The following is a 21,401-nucleotide window of genomic DNA, read 5'->3' on the forward strand; positions in this document are numbered from 1 at the left end:
TTTCACCGTTCCACGGAAAACGGCGAACCATTCCATCCATTTTGTTGTGACGGAATTCCTGACGGATGCCGTGTCACACTTTCGTGGAATTGCGCCAGGCCATCGTCTTACGCCGGATCGGTCACCAAGGCCGTCAAATCCCTCAGCAGCGTGGAAAGCTCGGGCTCGTCGATCAGCAGGGCCGCATCGGCCGCCGGCAGCCAAGCCCGCTGACGGTTCACGGCCTCCCGCCAGTCGGCCATCTCCTCGCTGACCTCGAGCAGGTAGACGACCACGTCGACACGGACGAAACGGCTGGCCATGCGCTTCCAATAGGAGTAGCCGCCGGCAGGCTGCTTCAGCGCCTTGCCCAGCACGCCCGCCTCTTCCTGGGCCTCGATCGCGGCCGCCTTGCGCCCGCTCTTGCCTTTCATGGGCCAGCCCTTGGGCACAATGAAACGTTTGGTCGTGCGCGAGGTGACCAGCAAGACTTCAAGCTGGCCGTCGCCGCGTAGGCGAAAGGGGATGGCCGCCACCTGGCGGATCCGCTCTCCCTTCTTTGCCCTGCGTACTGCTTTCTTCTTGGCTGCTGCCATCCCCAAATCCGATCAAAGCGGCATTCCTGCCGTACGCTATCCGCACGGCAAAAATCTCGCTCCTGCAAATCCCAAAACCGCCGCCCATGCAAGGCGGCTCGCTGCCGACAGTAAGTCGGCTAAGTAAACCCAAAAAAGAAAAATGTCAGCGGCAGACGCGCGAAATCGTGGTGCCGATCACCTGAGACTGGCAATTCTGCTTGACGATCGGCACTTCAGGGCGAGCCTTCGGAACGATCTGCCGGTCCTGCTCGCGGTAAAGCTGCTGCTGTTGCTGGAACTGTCGTCGCTGCAGCTGGTTCCGGAGCGCCTGCAGCTCGTTATGTTGGATCAGGGCGTTGCGGTCTGTGGGGATGACGACCTGCGCGGAGGCATATGAAGCCGCGCCCAAAAGGGCGGCAGTCGACAAAGCCGCGGCAATCAAAGCCGCCGATAGCCGAGGATGCGACATCGCTTCCTTCCCGCACGAAAAACAGAAACCTTGCCGTAATATAGGATGTTTGTGCGGATCTACCATGGTTCAAGCGACCGATCTCGGCACAGCCTCGATCGGTTTGATGATGCCCGCCGGTTCCTTCAATCGACCTCGCGCAAACGGTAGCCGACGCCGGTCTCGGTGATGATGTAGCGCGGCTGGTCCGGTGTCTTCTCGATCTTCTGCCTCAATTGGCGGACATAGACCCTGAGATATTGCACGTCCGTCGACTCGTTCCAGATCTGCTTCAGCAGGAACTGATGGGTCAGAACCTTGCCGGCATACTGCACGAGCATGCGCAGGATATCGTATTCCTTCGGCGACAGTTTTACTTCCTTACCCTCTACCTTGACGATGCGCTTCACCAGGTCGACCGAAAGGTCTCCGGCCTGGAACACCGGCTTCTCGCCCTGCTGCTGGAACTTGTGGCGCAGCGCCACGCGGATGCGGGCGACGAGCTCGTTCATGCCGAAGGGTTTCGTCACATAGTCGTCGGCGCCCATCTCGAGCGCCTGGACGATGCCGGCCTCGTCGGTGCGGCTCGATAGGATGACGACCGGAATGTCGAGGCCGTCGTCACGCCATTTGCCGAGCAGTTCGAGGCCCGTCATCCCCGGGAGGCCGAGATCGAGCAGGATCAGGTCGGGCCGCTGCGCCTGCATGAGCTCGATCGCTGCCTTGGCGTTCGGTGCCTCCGATACGGCATAGCCCTGGCTGCCGAGGCCGACCCGAAGCAGCCTGCGGATCGCCGGTTCGTCGTCGACGACCAGGATGCTGACGTTCTGACCGGTCATGCGGCGTCATCCGTTTTGGCCACGGCAAGGTCCGGAATTTCCTGCGGCACCGGCATGCGGATGGTGAAGATCGCGCCGGGCCGGTCGGTACGGTTCGTCGCCGAGATCCTGCCGCCCATGGCCTCGACGAAACCGCGACTGATCGACAGGCCGAGACCCGTGCCGGCGCGGACCTGGTCGCGCTTGCGCACCCGATAGAAGGTGTCGAAGATCCGTTCGAGGTCGTTGGGCGGGATGCCTGGTCCCTCGTCCATGGCCTGCAGGATGACGGAGCCGTTGTCGACCCAGCCTTGCAGGCGGATGGTCGAGCCGGGCGCGGAATACTTGGCGGCATTGTCGAGGAGGTTGAACAGCGCCTGCTCGAACAGCACCGGGTCGAGGCGCAGCATCGGCAGGTCCGGCGGAATGTCGGTGTTAATGCGGTGCTCGCCGGTGATCTTGCGAGCGCGATCGAGCGCCGAGCCGACGATATCGCCGACATAATGGAGGGCGTAGTTCGGCTCCATGGCGCCGGACTCGATCTTGGTCATGTCGAGCAGATTGGCGATGAAGCGGTTGAGCCGCTCCGATTCGTCGACCACCGTCGACAGGAGTTCCGCGCGGTCCTCTTCGGGAAGGGCGGCCGCGTATTCCCGCAGCGTGCCGGCGGCACCCATGATGGCGGCCAGCGGCGTCTTCAGGTCATGCGAGATCGAGGTAAGCAGCGCCGTGCGCAGCCGGTCCGCTTCCGCCGCCAGCCTGGCGCGGTCGACATCGGCGACAAGCTGGATGCGTTCGATGGCGACCGCCGCCTGATCGGCAAGCGCGTCGAGAAGGCGCTGCTGCTCGGGGGTCAGCAAAGGGCCCTGTTTGTCGTTGTCGAGGCCGACGACGCCGACCGCTGTCCGGCCTGTTCGCAAGGGCAGATAGAGGCGCTTGGCGCCGGGCAGCGTATCGGCGCCGCGGCCGGCGGGGCGATCATGTTCCCAGGCCCAGCGGGCCGCCGCGATGTCAGCCTCGGCGAGCGTATCGTCCGGCGGATAGCCGGCCTTGACGGTGATCGTTCCATTCTCGGGCAGAAGCAGCACCACGCGCACTTTCAGCATCGAGGCGATCTGGAAGGCGGTGGCCCACAGCACGTCGTCAAGCGTGCCGGCGCCGGCGAGCTTCTTCGAGAACGAGTAGATGTCCTGCGTGGCTCGCGCGCGTGAGCGGGCGGCGACCGCCTGGCGCTGGACGCGCGCCGTCAGATTGCTGGCGATGACTGCGACAACGAGAAAGACCGCGAAGGCAACGATGCTCTCCGGATCCCTGATCGTGAACGTATAGCGCGGCTCGAGAAAGAAATAGTTAAAGGCAAGCGCGCTCAGGAAACAAGCGTAGAGCGCCGGCCAGAGTCCGAACGTCACCGCAGAAGTCAGCACCGCCAGCAGCAGGACGCTGGCCAGATTGCGGACATCGAGGAACTGATCGAGAATCGAGCTGACGGCCACCGCGCCGGCGACATAGGCCGTCGAGAACAGATAGGGCCAGATCTGGAAGGGCTTCTGCTCGGGCGCGGCCTTCACCCGGGCCGACGGCATGTCGGCATCGCGCTCCTTGCCCGAAATGACATGGACGCTGATGTCGCCGGCATTGCGGATCAGGTCATAGGTGAGCGAGCCCTCGATCAGTTCCCGCCAGCGCGAGCGGGTCGGCCTGCCGATGACGATATGGGTGAAGTTGTTCGCCGTCGCATGGCGCACGATGTCCTGGGCGACGTTCTGGCCCGGGATGGTCGCCACCTCGGCGCCGAGCTGTTCGGCAAGGCGCAGGTTTGTCGCCAGCCGGTCCTTGTCCTCTTCGGACATGCCGGCCAGGCGAGGCGTGTCGACATGCAGCGCCGTCCATGGCGCCCGCAGGCGATCGGCGAGCCGGCGCGCGTAGCGGATACGAGCGCTCCCGTCCGGACGCGAGTCGACGCAGACAAGGACCCGCTCGCCGGCCGCCCACGGTCCCGGAATGGCGTGGGACTGCATATGGCTGAGGAGCTGTTCATCGACGCGCTGCGCGGTGCGTCGCAGCGCCAACTCGCGAAGCGCCGTCAGATTGCCAGGCGAAAAATAGTTCTCGATCGCGCGCTGAGCGGTTTGCGGGAAATAGACCTTGCCTTCATGCAGCCGCTTGATCAGGTCGTCCGGGGTGAGGTCGATGACCTCGATGTCGTCGGCCTCGTCGATGATGGAATCCGGAACGGTTTCGCGCACCCTGACGCGGGTGATCTGCGCCACGACGTCATTCAGACTTTCGACATGCTGGATGTTGAGCGTGGTGTAGACGTCGATGCCCTGCGACAGGATTTCCTGAACATCGAGATAGCGCTTGGGATGACGGCTGCCGGGCCCGTTGGTGTGCGCGAGCTCGTCGATCAGAACCAGCTCCGGCCGCCGTTTCAGGATGGCGTCGATGTCCATCTCGTCGAGGACGCGGCCCCTGTATTCGACCTCGCGTCGCGGGATCACCTCATAGCCTTCGACCAGCGCCTGGGTTTCCTTGCGGCCATGCGTTTCAACGACGCCGATCGCGACGTCGATGCCGTCGGCGCGCCGGGCGCGGCCTGCCAACAGCATCTCGTAGGTCTTGCCGACGCCGGGCGCCGCGCCAAGGAAGATGCGCAGACGGCCGCGGCCCTCCCGCTCCGCGTGCTCGAGCAGCGCGTCGGGAGAAGGTCTGTTCTCGAAGTTGGTCCTGTCGTCCGGCATCAAGTCCAATCATGGATTGCACCGGGGATCGTGTCGATCCCCGCTGCGAGTGCTGATTATTTGAGATCGTCGAGCCCCATGTTGAGGGCCAGCACATTGACCACCGGCTCACCCATGAAGCCCAGCTCGCGATCCTCGACATGGCCGTCGACAAGCGATTTCACCTTGGCTTCATCGATGCCCCTGGCCTTGGCAATCCGCGGCACCTGGAAATAGGCCCCCTCCGGGCTGATGTCGGGATCGAGGCCGCTGCCAGACGTGGTGACGAGATCCATCGGAACCGGTGCGTTCGGGTTCTCGGCCTTCAGCCTGTCGGCGTCGGCCTTGATGCGCTCGATCAGCTTCGCATTGGTCGGCCCGAGATTCGAGCCGCCGGAGGAGGCGGCGTTGTAGCCGTCGCCGGCGGCCGACGGCCGCCCGCGGAAATAGCGGTCGCTGGCGAAGGCCTGGCCGATCAGTTCGGAGCCGATAACCTTGCCATCCCTTTCGATCAGGCTGCCATTGGCCTGCCTGGGAAACAGCGCCTTCGCGATGCCGATCATGCCGATCGGATAGATGAGGCCGGTCAGCACCGTGAAGAAAACGATCATGACGATAGCGGGTCTGAGTTGCTTGAACATCGGAATGGGTCCCTATGCCAGGCCAAGAGCCGTGACGATCAGGTCGATCGCCTTGATGCCGGCGAACGGCACGATGATGCCGCCAAGGCCGTAGACGAGAAGATTGCGGGTGAGCAGCGCGCCGGCGCCGATGGCGCGGTATTTCACCCCCTTCAGCGACAGCGGGATCAGCGCGACGATGATCAGCGCGTTGAAGATGATCGCCGACAGAATGGCGCTCTGCGGCGTCGCCAGATGCATAATGTTGAGCGCCTGCAGCGGGCCTACCGACTGGCCGGGCGCGACGTAGAACACGGCGAACATGGCCGGGATGATGGCGAAATACTTGGCGACGTCGTTGGCGATCGAGAAGGTGGTCAGCGAACCGCGCGTCATCAGCAGCGCCTTGCCGATCTCGACGATCTCGATCAGCTTGGTCGGATCGCTGTCGAGGTCGACCATGTTGCCGGCCTCGCGCGCCGCGACCGTGCCGGTGTTCATGGCGACGCCGACATCGGCCTGGGCGAGCGCCGGCGCATCGTTGGTGCCGTCGCCGCACATCGCGACAAGCTTGCCCTTGGCCTGTTCCTCGCGGATCAGCGACAGCTTGTTTTCAGGCGTCGCCTGGGCGAGGAAGTCGTCGACGCCGGCTTCGGCCGCGATGGCCGCTGCGGTCAGCGGATTGTCGCCGGTGATCATCACCGTGCGGATGCCCATCTTGCGAAGCTCGGCGAAACGCTCGCGAATGCCGCCCTTGACGATGTCCTTGAGGTGGACGACGCCGAGCAGGCGCCCGTCGCGCTCGACCGCCAGCGGCGTGCCGCCGGCCTTGGCGATCTCGTCGGCCCTGGCCTGCAGGTCGCGCATGGTGTCGCTTGTCGGACGCGTGCCATGGCTTGCCACCGTTGCTTGATTGACATGGGCTAGCACGGCATCGACCGCGCCTTTGCGCACCGACGAGCCGTCGATGTCGACGCCGCTCATCCGGGTCTGCGCGGTGAAGGGCACGAAAGTGGCATGCAAGGTCGCCATATCGCGGGCGCGGATGCCGTATTTTTCCTTCGCCAGCACCACGATCGAGCGGCCTTCCGGCGTCTCGTCAGCCAGCGAGGCCAATTGAGCAGCATCGGCCAGCTCCTGTTCGGTCACCCCCTTCACCGGATGGAACTCGGTCGCCTGGCGATTGCCGAGCGTAATGGTGCCGGTCTTGTCGAGGAGCAAGGTGTCCACGTCGCCGGCAGCCTCGACGGCGCGGCCGGACATGGCAAGCACGTTAAAACGCACCAGGCGATCCATGCCGGCAATGCCGATGGCCGAAAGCAGCGCGCCGATCGTGGTCGGGATCAGTGTCACGAACAAAGCGACGAGGATCGTCACCGGGATATAGCCGCCGGAATAAGAGGCGAAGCTCGGGATGGTCGCGGTGGCCAGGACGAAGATCAGCGTCATGCCTACAAGCAAGATGTTAAGCGCGATCTCGTTCGGGGTCTTCTGGCGCTCCGCACCTTCGACCAGCGAGATCATGCGGTCGAGGAAGGTCTGGCCGGAGGCGGCGGAAATGCGCACGCGGATCCAATCGGACAGCACCTGCGTGCCGCCGGTGACGGCCGAGCGGTCGCCGCCGGATTCGCGGATCACAGGCGCGGATTCGCCGGTGATTGCCGCCTCGTTGACGGAAGCCACGCCTTCGATCACCTCGCCGTCGGAAGGGATGATGTCGCCGGCTTCGACCAGCACGATGTCGCCGACCTTCAGGCTGGTGCCAGGCACCAACTTGAACTTGCCGCGATCCTCGGCGTTGACGAGCAGCTTGGCCTGGGTCTCGGTGCGCGCCTTGCGCAGCGAGTCCGCCTGCGCCTTGCCGCGCCCCTCGGCCACGGCCTCGGCAAAGTTGGCGAACAGCACGGTGAACCACAGCCAGATGATGATCTGCAAGGTGAAGCCGAGATCGCCGCCGCCGGTGATGACATCCTTGACGAACAGCACGGTGGTGAGTGCTGAGACCATGGCAACGACGAACATCACCGGGTTCTTGATCAGCGTGCGCGGATCGAGCTTGCGGAAAGCGCCGCCAATGGCGGGCATCAGGATGCTGGCATCCAGAATGCTCGCGGATTTGGACTGGCTCATTTTAAGGCTCCAGTATCGGTGATGTTGGATGGCGCCGGGTGTTCGGTCTTCGGCAACAGATGCGGAAGGCCCGAGGCCAGCAGCCACAGCACGAACAGCACGGCCGCCATGCCGAGGAAGGTGGAGAGCGTCGGGAAAGGACGAGGTTTCTCGTCCCCTCCGTCATCGGGCGTTCCGTCACCGGATTGGTGACGATCGTGCCGAGGTATGTTGTTGAACCAAGGCATGGTCATCTCAGAAAGTCTGTCCGCGGATCATCGCCAGATGCTCGACGATCGGACCGACGGCGAGCGACGGGAAGAAGGTGAGGCCGCCGACGATGACGATCACGCCGACCAGGAGGCCGACGAACAGCATGCCGTCGGTCGGGAAGGTGCCGGCGGAAGCAGGCACGGTCTTCTTTGCGGCCAGCGAGCCGGCGATGGCCAAAGCCGGGATGATGACCAGGAAGCGGCCCATCAGCATGCCGATCGCGATGGTGATGTTGTACCAGGGCGTGTTGCCGGTCAGTCCGCCAAAGGCCGAGCCGTTGTTCGCGGCCGCCGACGTATAGGCATAGAGCACCTCGGTGAAGCCGTGCGGGCCGCCATTGGCCATCGAGGCCACCGCGCTCGGCAGGACCACGGCGATAGCCGTGAAGATCAGCATCGCCAGCGGCAGGCAGAGGATGGCAAGCATCGCCATCTTGACCTCCTTGGCTTCGATCTTCTTGCCGAGATATTCCGGTGTGCGGCCGACCATCAGGCCGGCAACGAAGACGGCAAGGACGACGAACATCAGGATGCCGTAGAAGCCGGCGCCGACGCCGCCGACGATGACCTCGCCAAGCTGCATGTTGATCAGCGGGATCATGCCGCCAAGCGCGGTGAACGAATCGTGCATGGCATTCACGGCGCCGCACGAGGCGGCCGTGGTGATGACCGCGAACAGCGCCGACAACGCAATTCCGAAGCGCGTCTCCTTGCCTTCCATGTTGCCGCCGTCGATGCCGAGCGCATGCACCAGCGGACTGCCGGCGGCCTCGGCCCAGTAGCAGACGATGACGCCGACGAGAAACAGCACGCCCATCGAGGCAAGGATGGCCCAACCCTGGCGCTCACTGCCGACCATCCGCCCGAAGACGTTGGTGAGACCGGCGCCGAGCGCGAAGATCGACAGCATCTGGATCAGGTTCGAGATGGCGTCCGGATTCTCAAAAGGATGCGCGGCATTGGCGTTGAAGAAGCCGCCGCCATTGGTGCCAAGCATCTTGATGGCGACCTGAGAGGCGACTGGGCCGAGCGCGATCGTCTGCTTGGCGCCTTCCAGCGTGGTGGCGTCGACATAGGGTCCAAGCGTCTGCGGGATGCCGAGCCACACATAGACGAGCGTCAGCACGATGCAGGCCGGCAGGAGCACGTAAAGCGTGCAGCGGGTCAGGTCGACCCAGAAACTGCCGATCGACTTGCCCGAGGCGCGGGCAAAGCCGCGGATCAGCGCGATCGCAATGGCAATGCCGGTGGCGGCCGAAACAAAGTTCTGGACGGTGAGGCCGGCCATCTGCACGAGGTAGGACATCGTGCTTTCGCCGCCGTAGTTCTGCCAGTTGGTATTGGTGACGAAGCTCGCCGCGGTGTTGAAGGCGAGCTCCGGTTCGACCGCAGCCATCCCGGCGGGATTGTAGGGCAGCGCGCCCTGCAGCCGCTGCAAGGCATAAAGCACGAGGAAACCGGCGAGGTTGAAAAGCAGCATGCCGGTGGCGTAGGCGGCCCAGTGCTGTTCTTCCTTCTCGCTTGTCCCGGCGAGGCGATAGAGGCCGCGCTCGATCGGGACAAGCACGGGCGACAGCAACGTACGATCGCCTTTGAAGACGCGGTGCATGTAGCCGCCGAGCGGCTTCACGAGCAAAAGCAGGATCCCGCAATAGACGAGGATCTGTATCCAGCCGTTGAGTGTCATGAACTGACTTTCCGTATGCCGATCAGAAGCGCTCTGGGCGGATGAGGGCGTAGGTGAGGTAGGCAAGCAAGAACAAGGTCACCGCGCCGCCGAGGACGTAGTCGAAAAGCATTGTAAGACCCTTCGATCAGATTCTGTCGCAGGCTTTGACGTAAGCTAAGGACAGGACGAAGAACAAAATCCCCATCCCGAGAACAACGAGGTCCATTGCAGGCATTCCTTGTTTCGGCTTGTTTTTGCACCCCGACACGGTCGAGTTCAAAATTGCACAGGACCGCCCGTCACCTTGGCGGCGATGGCGATGAAAGTGTTTTTCGAGGGGAATATGGACCCGACCGCCATAAAGGTTCGAGACGAGGCGGGGAGCAAAGAAATAGGAATCTTATAGGAAATTGACGCCACGGGATGAAGGCGGCGGCAACGTGCTGTTCCAAAGATCCGGAAGCTGGTTGGCCGGCCGCCGGTCCCTGCACGGCATCTCCTCTTCCAACTGCGTGGAGAGCGCTACATAGCGGCCGACTGGCTGCATGCCGATCGGCACGCCGCCGGCGGACTGCCCAGCCGCGAAGCGGCTAGATGTGAGGTTGCGCGGCAGGCTGACCGGAAGCTTCAGGTCAGCTCGACGGTCCGCTTCTCCGCGATGCTCTGCTCGGCGGCTAAAACGATGCGCAGGCTGTTGACGGCGGCATCCATTTGCTCGGTCAGATCGAGGTCCTCACGGATGGCGCGCAGGAAGAAGGCCTGCTCGCGGTCGCAAAGCTCCTGATGGCCGGGCTCGTCCTCCATGCTGACGATCTCGTCGGGCTTCGAGAAGTTCTTGTCGCCATCGACCTGCGCGTAGTGGATCTTCAGCGCGTCGGTCTTGGTGTGGCGGTCGATGTCGGCGGAATCCGATACCTCCTCGGCTTCCTTGGCGCTGCTTGCGGACTGGCCGGCGACGATCGAAACGGCGCCTTTCGGGCCGACCACATCCTTCACGAAATAGGCGGTCTCGCTCATCATCGGGCCCCAGCCGGCTTCATACCAGCCGACCGAGCCATCATCGAAAGTGACGTGCAGATGGCCATAGTTCTGCTTGTCGGCCTCGGCCCAGAGTTTGGCGCCGATGCCGTGCACGCGCACCGGCTTGGCGCCGGTCAGCTGGCACATGACGTCGACATAGTGCACGCCACAGTCGACGATCGGGATCAGCGAGTCGATCAGGTTCTTGTGCCAGTGCCAGGCGCTGCCGCTGCTCTGCTGGTTGAGGTTGAGGCGCATCACCAGGGGCTTGCCGAGCGTCTTGCCGACCTCGATGAATTTGATCCAGGACGGGTGGACGCGCAGGATGTAGCCCAGAACCAGCTTCCGGTTCTTGGCCCGCGCGGCGGCCACCACCTTCTCGGCGTCGGCGATGTTGGTGGCGAGGGGCTTTTCCATGAACACATGGCAGTTGGCGGCGATCGCCTTCAGCGCGTATTCGGCATGCGTGTTCGGCCAACTGTTGATCGAGACCGCGTCCGGCTTGGTCTCCTTCAGAGCCAAGTCGAAATCCTCATAGAGCGGATAGCCGGCGAGCTCCTTCGGGATCTTCTTGTTGCTCTTGATGGTGCGGCTCATGATGCCGACGATCTCGAAGCCGTCGGAGCGGTGATAGGCGCTCGCATGCGAAGCGCCCATATTGCCCAGACCAACCACCAGGATTTTTACTTTGTCGGCCATGTCAGCCTCCCCAATGCTCTTTGAACAGTAGCTCGGGCGGCATCAGGCGCCGCCCGATGGTCAATGCGCCCGCCTTACTTGACGGCGGAATCGAACAGGTGCGCCTTGATCTTCTCGACGTCGAGCGCGGCAAAGCCTTCCGACAGTTTCACGCCGTCGGCATCGGCCTTGACCTTCGCCTTGTCGAAGTCGTTGGCGGTCGGAATCAGGTCGTTGGTGCAGACGTCTTCGGCCTTCACCGGCGCGGTGATCTGGCCGATCTTCAGGATCTCGTCGAAAAAGCCCTGCCAGCTCGCCATGTCGTGCGAGCCCCAGCCACTGCGCTTGTCCATGTCACCGCGGAAGACGTTGATCTGCTGCAGGATCGAGGTGGTGCCGAGCTCAGGGCCAAGGTTCTTGGCCAAGGTCGGGAATTGCTCGAACACGGCTTCGACGGCCGCGCGCGGGTTCTGGTAGCCGAATTCGAGGCCCATCGCCCAGCCGCGCAGATATTTTTCGAGGAAGGCCTTCTTGTCGGGATCCTCGAGATCGGCGGCGCGCACGACGAAGGTGTTGGCCGGAAGCTTGGAATTCTGGACGCCGAGCCAATATTCGAAGTCGAGGTCCTTGGCGATCCATTCGGCGCGCAGACCTTCCCAGGAGAGTGCGGCATCGCCTTGGCCGCCGGCGAGCGCGGTGCCCCAGGTCGGCCACCCGGCCTCGACATATTTCACCTTCTTGATGTCGACACCCTGCGCGGCAAGCAGCGGATCGACGATCGCCTGCCAAGCGGCGGAGCCGAGAAGGATCGTCTTGCCTTCGAGGTCCTTCAGGTTCTTGGTGCCCTGGCCCTTGCGGAAAGCGATGCTGAAGGTGTCGCGCGCGCCCATGTGGAACACCGACTTCAGCTTCATGCCGTTCTGGATGGCAAAGGAGAAGACACCTGGCGAGGGGAAGCCCATGTCGGCCTGGCCGACATCGACGAACTTGACCGTCGCGGTGCCGTCCGACGGACCCGGCTGCATGTCGGTGGCGAGGTCGCCGAAATAGCCGGCCTTCTTGGCCGACCAGTAGGGATAGTCGTCCAGCACTTCGAGCGTGCCGCGCGGCGAGATCCAGGTGAATTTTTCATAAGCCGCCGCCCTGGCTTTCAGACCCGATGCGCCGAGCGCGGTGGCGGTCACCACGCCGGCGGCCGTCACTTGCAGGAAGTAGCGGCGGCTGATGCTCGCTCTTGTCGTTGTGAATAAGCTTTCGTTGGTCATGGCATTCCCCTTTTGTTGATTGCCCTTGTCGATCGCTTGCCCTTGCCTTCGCCCGTCCCCCGGGCGTCCGCGCTCATGCCTCCCAGCTCGCCCATTTCTTGCCGATCAGGAAGAAGAGCACGTAGATCAGGATGCCGAGCGTCGACAGGATCAGCACCACCGCGAAAAATTGCGGCATCTGGATCATCGACGAATACGAGGTAAGCCGGTTGCCGAGGCCGAAGCCGCCGCCGACCATCTCGGCACCTACCGCAGTGAGGAGCCCGAAGATCGCGCCGATCATCAGCCCGACCAGGATCATCGGCAGCGCCATCGGCGCGCGGATCTTCCAAAAGATCTGCAAGGTGCTCGCGCCATAGGAGCGAGCGAGCGCGATCTTGGCGCTGTCCACGCGCCGGAACCCGGTCGCGGCATTGATCATCACCATCGGTCCGGCGGCTAAAGCTACCGCGATAATGCGCGGCGTGTAGCCGAAGCCGAAGCGCAGGATGAGAAGCGGCACCAGCGCCAGCATCGGCGTGGTGACGAGGATCAAGATGTAAGGCGCGACGATCTTCTCGGCGAAGGGAAACTGCGTGATCACCGCCGCCATCACCAGCCCGACGACGGCGCCGATGGCAAAGCCGGAGAAGAGCTCGACCAGCGTGTAGCCGAGATGCGGCGCGATCAGCGGGAACTCGTCGAATAAAGCGTAAACGATCGCACTCGGCGGCGGCATGATGTATTGCGGCACGTGGAAGATGCGCAGCGCCAGCTCGATGCCGCCGATGATCACCACCGCGACGACGAGAATCGCGGCCACCTCGGCGCCGGACTTGATGCCTGGGCCGCCGGCGAAGGCGGAGAGGTTGGTGAGGCTGACATCCTGGCCGTCACCGGACTTGGCTTTGGAGAATTCCGGAATGGCGTCGCCCCCGCTCACGGTCTGATCCTCACGATTTCAGCGCTCTTGTGTTGCAGCTGCTCCTGCGCCTTCGGCCGGCGCTCGCCGACGATGTCCATCTTGATGCGGTTGGTGAGGTCGAAGACCTCCTTGGTGGCCATGATCTCCAGCGAGCGCGGGCGCGGGAACGGCACGTCGTAGACCTTGGCGACGCGTCCCGGCCGCGCGGTCAGCACCACGACCCGGTCGGAGAGGAAGATCGCTTCCTCGATGCTGTGGGTGATGAAAACGATGGTCGTCTTGGTATCGAGCCAGATCTCCTCGACGAGGCGGTTCATCTCCTCGCGGGTGAAGCTGTCCAACGCACCGAAGGGCTCATCCATCAAGAGCACGGAAGGCTTCAGCGCCAGCGCGCGGACGATCGCCGCGCGCTGCTGCATGCCGCCGGAAAGCTCGCGCGGGAACTTGCCGCCGAAGCCGTCGAGCCCGACGCGATGAAGCAGATGCGCGATCCAGGCGCGATCGGGCTTCTCGCCTTTGATCTCGAACGGGAAGTTTATGTTGGCGTCGAGATTGCGCCAGGGCAGAAGGTTCGCTTCCTGGAAGACGATACCGATCTCGGGACGCGGGCCGGTGACCTCCTTGCCGTCAAGCAGTATCGCGCCGCTGGTCAGACGATGCAGACCCGACATCGACCACAACAGCGTGGTCTTGCCGCAGCCGGAGGGGCCGACGATGGAGACGATCTCGTTGGCGTGCACGTCGAGGCTGCAGCGGTCCAGGGCGAGAAGATCGCCGGAGGCCGTGGTATAAACCTTGCTCGCTGCCTGCACGCCGAGCTTCGGCGTTCTTGCGCTGCCGGTATTCATGCTCCCCTCGGAGACTGCGTGATTGGGTTGCCGGAGCCCCCTCTGTCCGCGAAATCAGTCTGTAACTATCCTACTTTACTGTCAAGCGGTGGCAAAGATCTGGCGCCATCAGATTCAACTAAAGCTTATCTAAGCGTCTGATTTCGCCTGTGTTTAGACGCGCTTGCAGTGTGTGTTACTTTCCTACATACTCACTTCGGCTGATTGCCCATGGCCAGCCGGCGGATAATCGCAAATATGGTGGTCCAGAAACGGCAGAGAAGGACGGCCAATGACCGAAGCTGACAGCCAGGCGCTGCGGATTTCCGACGGGGATGACGGCCGGCATGATCATGTCAGGCGCTTCCCCGACATCATTTCGCAGGTGAAGGACAGCTACACGGACTTGCGGCCGGCGGAGCGCCGCGTCGCCGACGTCGTGCTCGACGACGTCAAATATGCCGTCGATGCATCGAATGCCGCGCTGGCGCAGCGCGCCCAGGTCAGCGAGCCGACGGTCACCCGTTTCTGCCGCGCCATCGGATGCGACGGCGTGCGCGACTTCAAGCTGAAGCTGGCGCAGAGCCTCGTCGTCGGCGCGCTCTATCTTAGCACCAAGCCGCAACCCACGAACGGCGACAGCGGCATGCCGTTCTGGCACGCCGTCTTCGGCGAAGCGCGCCGCGCGCTGCAGGAGGCCGAACGGCAGATCGATCCAGGGCAGTTGCAGAAAGCGGCGGAGCTGATCGCCAAGGCCAGGCAAGTGACGGTATTCGGACTTGGCGGCAGCTCATCGGCGCTGGCGCAAGAGACGCAGTATCGCCTGTTTCGCTATGGCATCACCATCAGCGCGCAATGCGATCCGTATCTGATGCGCATGACGGCTTCGACGCTGAAGCCGGGCGATGTGGTGATCGCGATATCGGCGACCGGCCGTACCCGAGAGGTGATCGAGGCGGTGGAGCTTGCCAAGCACTATCGCGCCGACGCGATCTGCGTGACCGCGCCGGACACGGAGCTGACACGCGTCTGCGATGTCCAGCTGACGATGGCGGTTCCCGAATATCCCGACACGCTGAAGCCGACAGCTTCGCGCTACGCCTTCCTTGCGGCCATCGACCTGCTCGCGGTCGCGTCCGCCTACAAGCTCGACGGCCCGGCGCGCGAGACGGTGCGCCGCATCAAATATAACGCCCAGATCCATCGGACGGGGAAGGAGATGGAGCCGCTCGGCGACTGAGAACAGTCGCAACGCGGCTATGATCTGCGTATTCAGGGGAACGAACATCAATGCTCGACATCGCACCATCGCAACAGGCGGCAACCTGGCTCGGCACATTCGGCCGCGCGCTCGAGGCGGGTGACATCGAGGCGGCGACGCACCTTTTCGTGGACGATTGCTACTGGCGCGATCTGCTGACCTTCACATGGAACATCAAGACCGTGGACGGCCAACCGGCGGTCCGCGAGATGCTCAAGGCGACGCTTTCCTCGACGCAACCATCGCACTGGCGCCTGTCCGGGGAGTCAAGCGTCGCCGACGGCGTCATCGAGGCCTGGTTCAGCTTCGAGACGGCCGTGGCGCGAGGCGAGGGCATCCTGCGGCTCAAGGATGGCCGCTGCCGGACGCTGTTCACGGCGATGAGCGAGCTCAAGGGTTTCGAGGAGCAGAAGGGGCCTGCCCGGCCGCTCGGCATCCGCCACAAGGCCGATCCCGAACGCGAGACCTGGGCGGAAGCAAGAGCGCGCGAGGCGCGTGAGCTCGGCGTGCACGAGCAGCCCTATTGCCTGGTGATCGGCGGCGGCCAGGGCGGCATCATGCTCGGCGCCCGTCTGCGGCAGCTCGGTGTTCCCACCCTCATCGTCGAGAAGAACGCGCGCGCCGGCGATTCCTGGCGCAACCGCTACCGCTCGCTCGTGCTGCACGACCCGGTCTGGTACGACCATCTGCCCTACATTCCGTTCCCGGAAAACTGGCCGGTGTTCACGCCCAAGGACAAGATGGGCGATTGGCTCGAAATGTATGCCCGCGTCATGGAGCTGAACTACTGGGTCGCCACCAAATGCATCAGTGCGGCCTATGACGAGCCCGAAAAGCTCTGGACGGTGGTGGTCGATCGCGCCGGCGAGCGCATCACGCTGAAGCCGAAGCACATCGTGTTCGCCACCGGCGCCTACGGGCCGCCGCGGCAGATCGATCTGCCTGGCGCGGACAGCTTCAAAGGCGAGCTTTTGCATTCCAGCCAGTACTCGACCGGCGAGAAATTCCGCGGCAAGCACGTCGCGGTGATCGGCGCGGCGAGCTCCGGCCACGATGTCAGCGTCGACCTCTGGGAAGCCGGCGCCAAGGTCACCATGGTGCAGCGCTCGCCGACGACGGTGGTGAAGTCGGACACGCTGATGGAGGTCGGCTTCGAGATCTTTTCGGAAAAGGCGCTGGCGCGGGGCATCACCACCGACAAGGCCGACATGATCGTGGCTTCGACACCCTTCGCGCTGGTCCCAAAAGGCCAGCGGGCGCTCTATGACGTCATCCGCGAGCGCGACGCGGATTTCTACAAGCGCCTCAGCGACAGCGGCTTTGCCATCGACTTCGGCGAGGACGAGACCGGACTGCTTATGAAAGCCTATCGCACCGGCTCCGGCTACTACATCGATGTCGGCGCCTGCGAGCTGATCCTGAACGGCGAGATCGCGGTGAAGAGCGGCGTCGGCATCAAATCGCTGACGCCGACCGGCATCCTGTTTGAGGACGGCAGCGAGCTGGCGGTCGACGCGATCGTCTCCTGCACCGGCTACCAGTCGATGAACGAGACCGTGGCAGGGATCGTTTCCCGGGAGGTCGCCGACAAGGTCGGGCCGTGCTGGGGCCTCGGCTCCGGCGTCAAGGGCGATCCCGGCCCGTGGCAGGGCGAGTTGCGCAACATGTGGAAGCCGACCGCCCAGGAGGCGCTATGGTTCCACGGCGGCAATCTCGCGCTGTCGCGCTTCTATTCGAAGTTCGTGGCGCTGCAGCTCAAGGCGCGGATGGAGGGGATTGCGACGCCGGTCTATGGCGAGCCGAGCAATTCGCGACGGTGAGCCAATCAGCGCCCGAAGTGCCTGGCCGCAACCTCGACATGCCTGTGGTGCGCATGGGCCTCGAAGCGCTCGGTCTCATTGTGGTCGGGCGTCTCGTTCCGCCACCATTTGCCGCCAATGACGATGCCATTCGAGACCAGCCGCTGGTCCGCAATAAGTGACGCACCGACCGCGTCGACAAAGGTGAAGCGGCCGGGCTGCAGCCTCAGCACCGCGACATCGCCGATGCCGCCGACTTTAAGCGCCCCGAGCTCGGGCCTGGCGATCGCTTCGGCCGGGCGCTGCGTTGCCGCGCGCACGACCTCGACCAGCGGCATGCCGAGCGCCATGAGCTTCGACATGCAGACGAGAATATCGAAGGCAGGGCCGTCGACGCAGTAGAGATGCACATCGCTCGAGATGACGTCCGGCGCCAGCCCTTCCGCCAGCATCGCCTTCGCCACCTCGAAGTCGAAGGAGCCCATGCCGTGGCCGATGTCGAAGATGACGCCGCGCTCGCGCGCCTGCCGCATATCCGGCCGCACCGCGCCCGAAGCGAAGACCGGCGCGTTGGGGAACGGCCGGAAGCAGTGAGTGAGGATGTCGCCGCGGCGGAGCCTGGGCAGCACTTCCCAGCGGCCGGGCGGCGGCTCGTCGATGTGCGCCATCAGCGGCAGGCCGGCTCGGTCTGCGGCTTCGAGCGCGAGGTCGACCGGCGCGATGCCGCTGGTGCCGCCGGCATGCTTCCCGGAACGGACTTTTACGCCGACGACGACGGCGGCGTGCTCGCGCACCGCGGCCACCGTCTCGCGCGGCTCGCAGAGCCTGAGATCGCTGCATTCGCCGACGGATACCGTCTCGGCGAAGCCGAATATGCCGGCAAACGAGATGTTGACGTAGGCAAGGATGCGGACCTTCGAACGCTCGATGACATGGCGGCGAAACCCCAGGAAATTGCCGGCGCCGGCGCTGCCGGCATCGATGAAGGTGGTGGTGCCGCTCTTGGCGGCGAGACGGTCAGCGTCAACGCCGAGCGAGGTGCCGCCCCAGTAGACGTGGCTGTGCAGATCGACGAGGCCCGGAGTGACGATGCAGCCGCTGGCGTCGACGACATCACCGGCGGTCTCGCTATCGATGGCCGCTTCGATCGCGGCGATTCGACCATCGGCGACGGCGATGTCGCGCGGCGCATCCAACCCGGAAGCCGGGTCGATCACACGGCCGCCCTTGATCAACAGATCGAACTGCATTCCGCGCCTCCGTTGTTGTCTGGCCCCGATCAGACCGGCCGGTAGGCGACGGCCTCGATCTCGATCTTGATGTCGATCATCAGGCGCGACTCGACGGTGGTACGCGCCGGCGGGTCGTTCGGGAAGTGCCTGGCATAGACCGTATTGAAGGCGCCGAAATCGCGGGCGTCCTCGAGCCAGACGGTGGTCTTCACCACGTCGTCCATGGTGCATCCGGCCAGCGCCAGCGCAGCCTTGACGTTTTGCAGCACCTGCTCGGCTTGGTCAGTTATGCCGCCCTTGACTACCAGGCCGTCGCTGCCCACCGGCACCTGGCCGGAGACATAGACGAAATCGCCGGCGCGGACGGCAGGCGAGAGCGGGACATGCGACTTTCCGAAGCACTGCTTGGGCAAATGAATCTCCTGTTGTCGAGCGTAAGGACCGTTCTTGCAGCCGTCTACGCTTGTAGAGGTGATCCTCCAAGAGGCAATGTCGGAAAGCAACATTTTTTCGGAAATTCATGTTGCTTTATTACAAATCGTGAGCATCCTGCACCCCGAACCGGCGATGCGACCGGTGGGTTGCTGATCGAACGCAAGGGGAAGAACCAACATGACCTTTGACAAGAATCCGTTTCCGGAAGGCGATGCCGATCGCCATGCGCTGTGGGAAATGCTGGTGCGGCGCGACATCGACGCCTTCCTCGGCCAGGATTGGTCGTTGGTCGAGGACGACTTCATCGCCGAGAGCTTCTTCGGCATGCATGCGCATTTCCTGCCCAATGCCGACGCCTGGCGGCTGCAGTTTCCCAAGCTGGAAATCTATCGCGACGAATGGCTGCGCCAGGCCAAGGAAACAGCCGCGACGGAATTCGCCGAGCCGCTACGCGAGGCGATTTTCCGCGTCACCAATCTGCGCGACATCGACGTCGACGGCGATCGTGCTGTGCTGCACAAGAAGTTCGACGGCTCGATCGCCAAGGCTGACGGCAGCGTCGACCGCCTGAAATGGCAGACGCTCTACTTCTGCCGCAAGGTCGGCGGGCGCTGGAAGATCACCGGCTTCGTCGGTTATATGCCGCATCCGCTGGGAAGCTAATGCATGTCGCCCGGACGTGCGCGCGTTCTGGGACACCGACATGCCCCAAACAAGGATTTACAGCGCCTCGCCTAATCCTTTTCAGCGCAACGAGGTTTAGGACAGGCGCGGCAACCGCTCGTCGGGCGAGCGGTGATCGAAGACGACGCCCATGGTCTTACCAACAGCGGCCATGACGATCAGTTCGACCAGATGGTCGTCGCTGTCTTCGCAGGCGGGGTCCGATTGGCGGATGGCATCGAGCATTGCCCGGGTCGAAACAGTGTCGCCGGCGCGAAATTTCGAAAGAGCAGAAGAAACAATGTCTTGCACTGTCAGGTCTATGACGGGCACTTCCGCAGCGACGTTCATAAGCCTCCTCCTGCCATGAACCCCTCCCTCAAGGGATGATACGCCGATCAGGGGATTGCGCCAGCGAAATGGTGGTCGGACCAGTTCAGCTGGCGATGGCCTGCCGTTAAGTGTGGAACATCGCGCCGAGCCCTTGGCCCCATGCTCGACGCACCGCGCGCCGGTTGCTAAGTCCCTCCCGCGCAGGGAGACTATCCGAGTCGATAATATGACGGTTGCGATCGAGATGGGGCAGACGTCGGCAGGCGCGCCGGCGGCCCTCGACCTTGAGGAGCTGCTGGCGACCCGCCTGCTGGTGCAGGGCAATTCGGGCTCGGGCAAGTCGCATCTGCTGCGCCGGCTGCTGGAGCAGAGCGCGCCCTGGGTGCAGCAGACCATCATCGATCCCGAAGGCGACTTCGTCTCGCTGGGTGAGCGCTACGGCCATCTGGTGATCGACGCCGAGGATCATACCGAGCGCGGCCTGCAGGCGGCCGGCGAGCGAGCGCGCATCCACCGCGTCTCGACGGTGCTAAACCTCGAAGGGCTCGATGCCGAGAACCAGATGCGGCGCGCCGCAGCCTTCCTTGGCGGGCTGTTCGAGGTCGCGCGCGACCATTGGTATCCGATGCTGGTGGTGGTGGACGAGGCGCAGCTCTTCGCGCCGGCTGCTGCAGGCGAGGTCTCGGATGAGGCGCGCAAGCTTTCGCTCGGCGCCATGACCAATCTGATGTGCCGCGGCCGCAAGCGCGGGCTCGCCGGCATCATCGCCACGCAGCGGCTGGCGAAGCTCGCCAAGAACGTCGCGGCGGAGGCCTCCAACTTCCTGATGGGCCGCACCTTTCTGGACATCGACATGGCGCGCGCCGCCGACCTGCTCGGCATGGAGCGGCGGCAGGCGGAAGCCTTCCGCGACCTCGAGCGCGGGCATTTCATGGCGCTCGGTCCGGCGCTGTCGCGCCGCCCGCTCAGCGTGCGGATCGGATCGACCGAGACGAGCCCGCGCAACGGCACGCCGCGGCTGATGCCGCTGCCCGAAGCGACGCTCGAAGATGCGCGCGCCATCATCCTCGCGGCACCGCCGCCGGAGGCGATCCGGCCGCAGCGCCGGCCGTCGCCCGACCTGCTCGATCAGTTGATGGCGGCCAAGGCCGCGCCGCTCGACATCCGCCCCGAGCCGGCCGAGACGCAGCCGAGCGCCGAGGACCTCGCCGAGCGGCGCGGACGGATGGACCGTATCCTGCGCGCCATCCTGGCTGAGCCCGATGCCGGATTCCGCGTCATCGGCGTGCTCTATCAGGAGTTCGTGGTCCGCTGCCGGATCGAAGGACTCGCTTCGGTGGTGCCCGACCTTTCGGAATTCCGACGCATGCTGACGCGCGCCCGCGCCGGCGTCGGCTCGGACATCGCCGAGGACGACGCGTGGCGCGACATCTCCGTGCGCGCATCGCTTCTGCCGGAGGACATGCAGGGCGTGTTCATGATGATCGCGAGGGCGGCGAAGGAAGGCTGGCCCTGCCCGAGCGACGCGGCGATCGCCCGCGCGTATGGCTCGCATTCGCTGCGTCGCGCCCGGCGGCTGCTCGATTACATCGAGGAGCAGGGGCTGATCGTGTGCCAGATCGACGGTGTTGGCCGCCGCACGGTGACGCTGGTCGAGCTCGCCTGGGCAACGGCCCCGGGCGATCCGAATGCCGGAGAAGAAGAGCCGGGCAGTTCGGCTGCATAAGAATCCGGCCTGAGTGTCTCTACGGCAAGCTTCGCCACATCTGAT

General features: G+C 64.1%; 20 protein-coding genes. 4 read left to right on the forward strand and 16 right to left on the reverse strand.

Going from position 1 to position 21,401, the window contains the following annotated elements; translation table 11 throughout:
• Window positions 1–107 precede the first annotated feature (107 nt).
• From P9230_RS16360 to P9230_RS16420, 13 genes are all read right to left on the reverse strand, one after another.
• The gene (locus P9230_RS16360) at window positions 108–575 is read right to left on the reverse strand and encodes an NUDIX hydrolase (protein WP_095800551.1); all 468 of its coding nucleotides are present in this window, start codon (window positions 573–575) and stop codon (window positions 108–110) included.
• Window positions 576–720: 145 nt separating this feature from the next.
• Window positions 721–1,026 (reverse strand): hypothetical protein, encoded by a 306-nt coding sequence (locus P9230_RS16365; RefSeq protein ID WP_067003984.1) that lies wholly within the window; start codon window positions 1,024–1,026, stop codon window positions 721–723.
• Between the two features lie 125 nt (window positions 1,027–1,151).
• Entirely contained in the window at window positions 1,152–1,844 is a 693-nt protein-coding gene (locus P9230_RS16370) for a response regulator transcription factor (protein WP_278119922.1), read from the reverse strand.
• Window positions 1,841–4,564, reverse strand: a complete 2,724-nt coding sequence (locus P9230_RS16375) for a sensor histidine kinase KdpD (RefSeq protein ID WP_127324495.1) — start codon at window positions 4,562–4,564, stop codon at window positions 1,841–1,843. Before P9230_RS16375 ends, P9230_RS16370 begins: the two co-directional genes overlap by 4 nt.
• 56 nt (window positions 4,565–4,620) lie before the next feature.
• Window positions 4,621–5,184 carry a potassium-transporting ATPase subunit KdpC gene (kdpC, locus tag P9230_RS16380; protein ID WP_127324496.1) on the reverse strand — a complete coding sequence of 188 codons (564 nt, stop codon included), beginning with the start codon at window positions 5,182–5,184 and terminating at the stop codon, window positions 4,621–4,623.
• 12 nt (window positions 5,185–5,196) lie between these two features.
• Entirely contained in the window at window positions 5,197–7,293 is a 2,097-nt protein-coding gene (gene kdpB, locus P9230_RS16385; protein ID WP_278119925.1) for a potassium-transporting ATPase subunit KdpB, read from the reverse strand.
• A complete protein-coding gene (locus P9230_RS16390) occupies window positions 7,290–7,520 on the reverse strand; it encodes a hypothetical protein (RefSeq protein WP_067319613.1) in 231 nt (76 codons plus the stop codon). The genes kdpB and P9230_RS16390 overlap by 4 nt, the downstream gene beginning before the upstream one ends.
• Before the next feature lie 7 nt (window positions 7,521–7,527).
• Complete coding sequence (kdpA, locus tag P9230_RS16395) at window positions 7,528–9,231, reverse strand: potassium-transporting ATPase subunit KdpA (protein WP_278119928.1); 1,704 nt, start codon at window positions 9,229–9,231, stop codon at window positions 7,528–7,530.
• 22 nt (window positions 9,232–9,253) lie between these two features.
• Complete coding sequence (locus tag P9230_RS16400) at window positions 9,254–9,343, reverse strand: K(+)-transporting ATPase subunit F (RefSeq protein WP_067003971.1); 90 nt, start codon at window positions 9,341–9,343, stop codon at window positions 9,254–9,256.
• 497 nt (window positions 9,344–9,840) lie between these two features.
• The gene (locus tag P9230_RS16405; RefSeq protein ID WP_067003969.1) at window positions 9,841–10,932 is read right to left on the reverse strand and encodes a Gfo/Idh/MocA family oxidoreductase; all 1,092 of its coding nucleotides are present in this window, start codon (window positions 10,930–10,932) and stop codon (window positions 9,841–9,843) included.
• Between the two features lie 74 nt (window positions 10,933–11,006).
• Window positions 11,007–12,176: an ABC transporter substrate-binding protein gene (locus P9230_RS16410; RefSeq protein WP_278119930.1), complete on the reverse strand. Its 1,170-nt coding sequence runs from the start codon at window positions 12,174–12,176 to the stop codon at window positions 11,007–11,009.
• 73 nt (window positions 12,177–12,249) lie between these two features.
• Entirely contained in the window at window positions 12,250–13,098 is an 849-nt protein-coding gene (locus P9230_RS16415) for an ABC transporter permease (RefSeq protein ID WP_067318822.1), read from the reverse strand.
• Window positions 13,095–13,928: an ABC transporter ATP-binding protein gene (locus tag P9230_RS16420; protein WP_067318820.1), complete on the reverse strand. Its 834-nt coding sequence runs from the start codon at window positions 13,926–13,928 to the stop codon at window positions 13,095–13,097. The genes P9230_RS16415 and P9230_RS16420 overlap by 4 nt, the downstream gene beginning before the upstream one ends.
• A 271-nt stretch (window positions 13,929–14,199) precedes the next feature.
• On the opposite strand from P9230_RS16420, the gene P9230_RS16425 reads away from it, so the two are divergent.
• Window positions 14,200–15,147 (forward strand): MurR/RpiR family transcriptional regulator, encoded by a 948-nt coding sequence (locus P9230_RS16425; protein ID WP_278119932.1) that lies wholly within the window; start codon window positions 14,200–14,202, stop codon window positions 15,145–15,147.
• A 50-nt stretch (window positions 15,148–15,197) separates the two neighbouring features.
• Window positions 15,198–16,988 carry an NAD(P)/FAD-dependent oxidoreductase gene (locus tag P9230_RS16430; RefSeq protein WP_127214024.1) on the forward strand — a complete coding sequence of 597 codons (1,791 nt, stop codon included), beginning with the start codon at window positions 15,198–15,200 and terminating at the stop codon, window positions 16,986–16,988.
• 5 nt (window positions 16,989–16,993) lie between these two features.
• Here P9230_RS16430 and P9230_RS16435 read toward each other — a convergent pair whose 3' ends face one another.
• The gene (locus tag P9230_RS16435) at window positions 16,994–18,217 is read right to left on the reverse strand and encodes an amidohydrolase/deacetylase family metallohydrolase (RefSeq protein WP_278119934.1); all 1,224 of its coding nucleotides are present in this window, start codon (window positions 18,215–18,217) and stop codon (window positions 16,994–16,996) included.
• A gap of 29 nt (window positions 18,218–18,246) precedes the next feature.
• Entirely contained in the window at window positions 18,247–18,612 is a 366-nt protein-coding gene (locus P9230_RS16440) for a RidA family protein (RefSeq protein WP_067318812.1), read from the reverse strand.
• Window positions 18,613–18,811: 199 nt separating this feature from the next.
• Here P9230_RS16440 and P9230_RS16445 point away from each other — a divergent pair, with 199 nt between their 5' ends.
• Complete coding sequence (locus tag P9230_RS16445) at window positions 18,812–19,297, forward strand: hypothetical protein (protein ID WP_095823478.1); 486 nt, start codon at window positions 18,812–18,814, stop codon at window positions 19,295–19,297.
• 96 nt (window positions 19,298–19,393) lie between these two features.
• Here P9230_RS16445 and P9230_RS16450 read toward each other — a convergent pair whose 3' ends face one another.
• Window positions 19,394–19,648, reverse strand: a complete 255-nt coding sequence (locus P9230_RS16450; protein ID WP_278053118.1) for a hypothetical protein — start codon at window positions 19,646–19,648, stop codon at window positions 19,394–19,396.
• 208 nt (window positions 19,649–19,856) lie between these two features.
• Between P9230_RS16450 and P9230_RS16455 the strand changes: the two genes are divergently transcribed.
• Window positions 19,857–21,356 carry an ATP-binding protein gene (locus P9230_RS16455; protein WP_278087067.1) on the forward strand — a complete coding sequence of 500 codons (1,500 nt, stop codon included), beginning with the start codon at window positions 19,857–19,859 and terminating at the stop codon, window positions 21,354–21,356.
• The last annotated feature ends 45 nt before the right edge of the window (window positions 21,357–21,401 follow it).

This window comes from Mesorhizobium sp. WSM4887 (genome assembly GCF_029625865.1).
Taxonomy (GTDB): Bacteria; Pseudomonadota; Alphaproteobacteria; order Rhizobiales; family Rhizobiaceae; genus Mesorhizobium.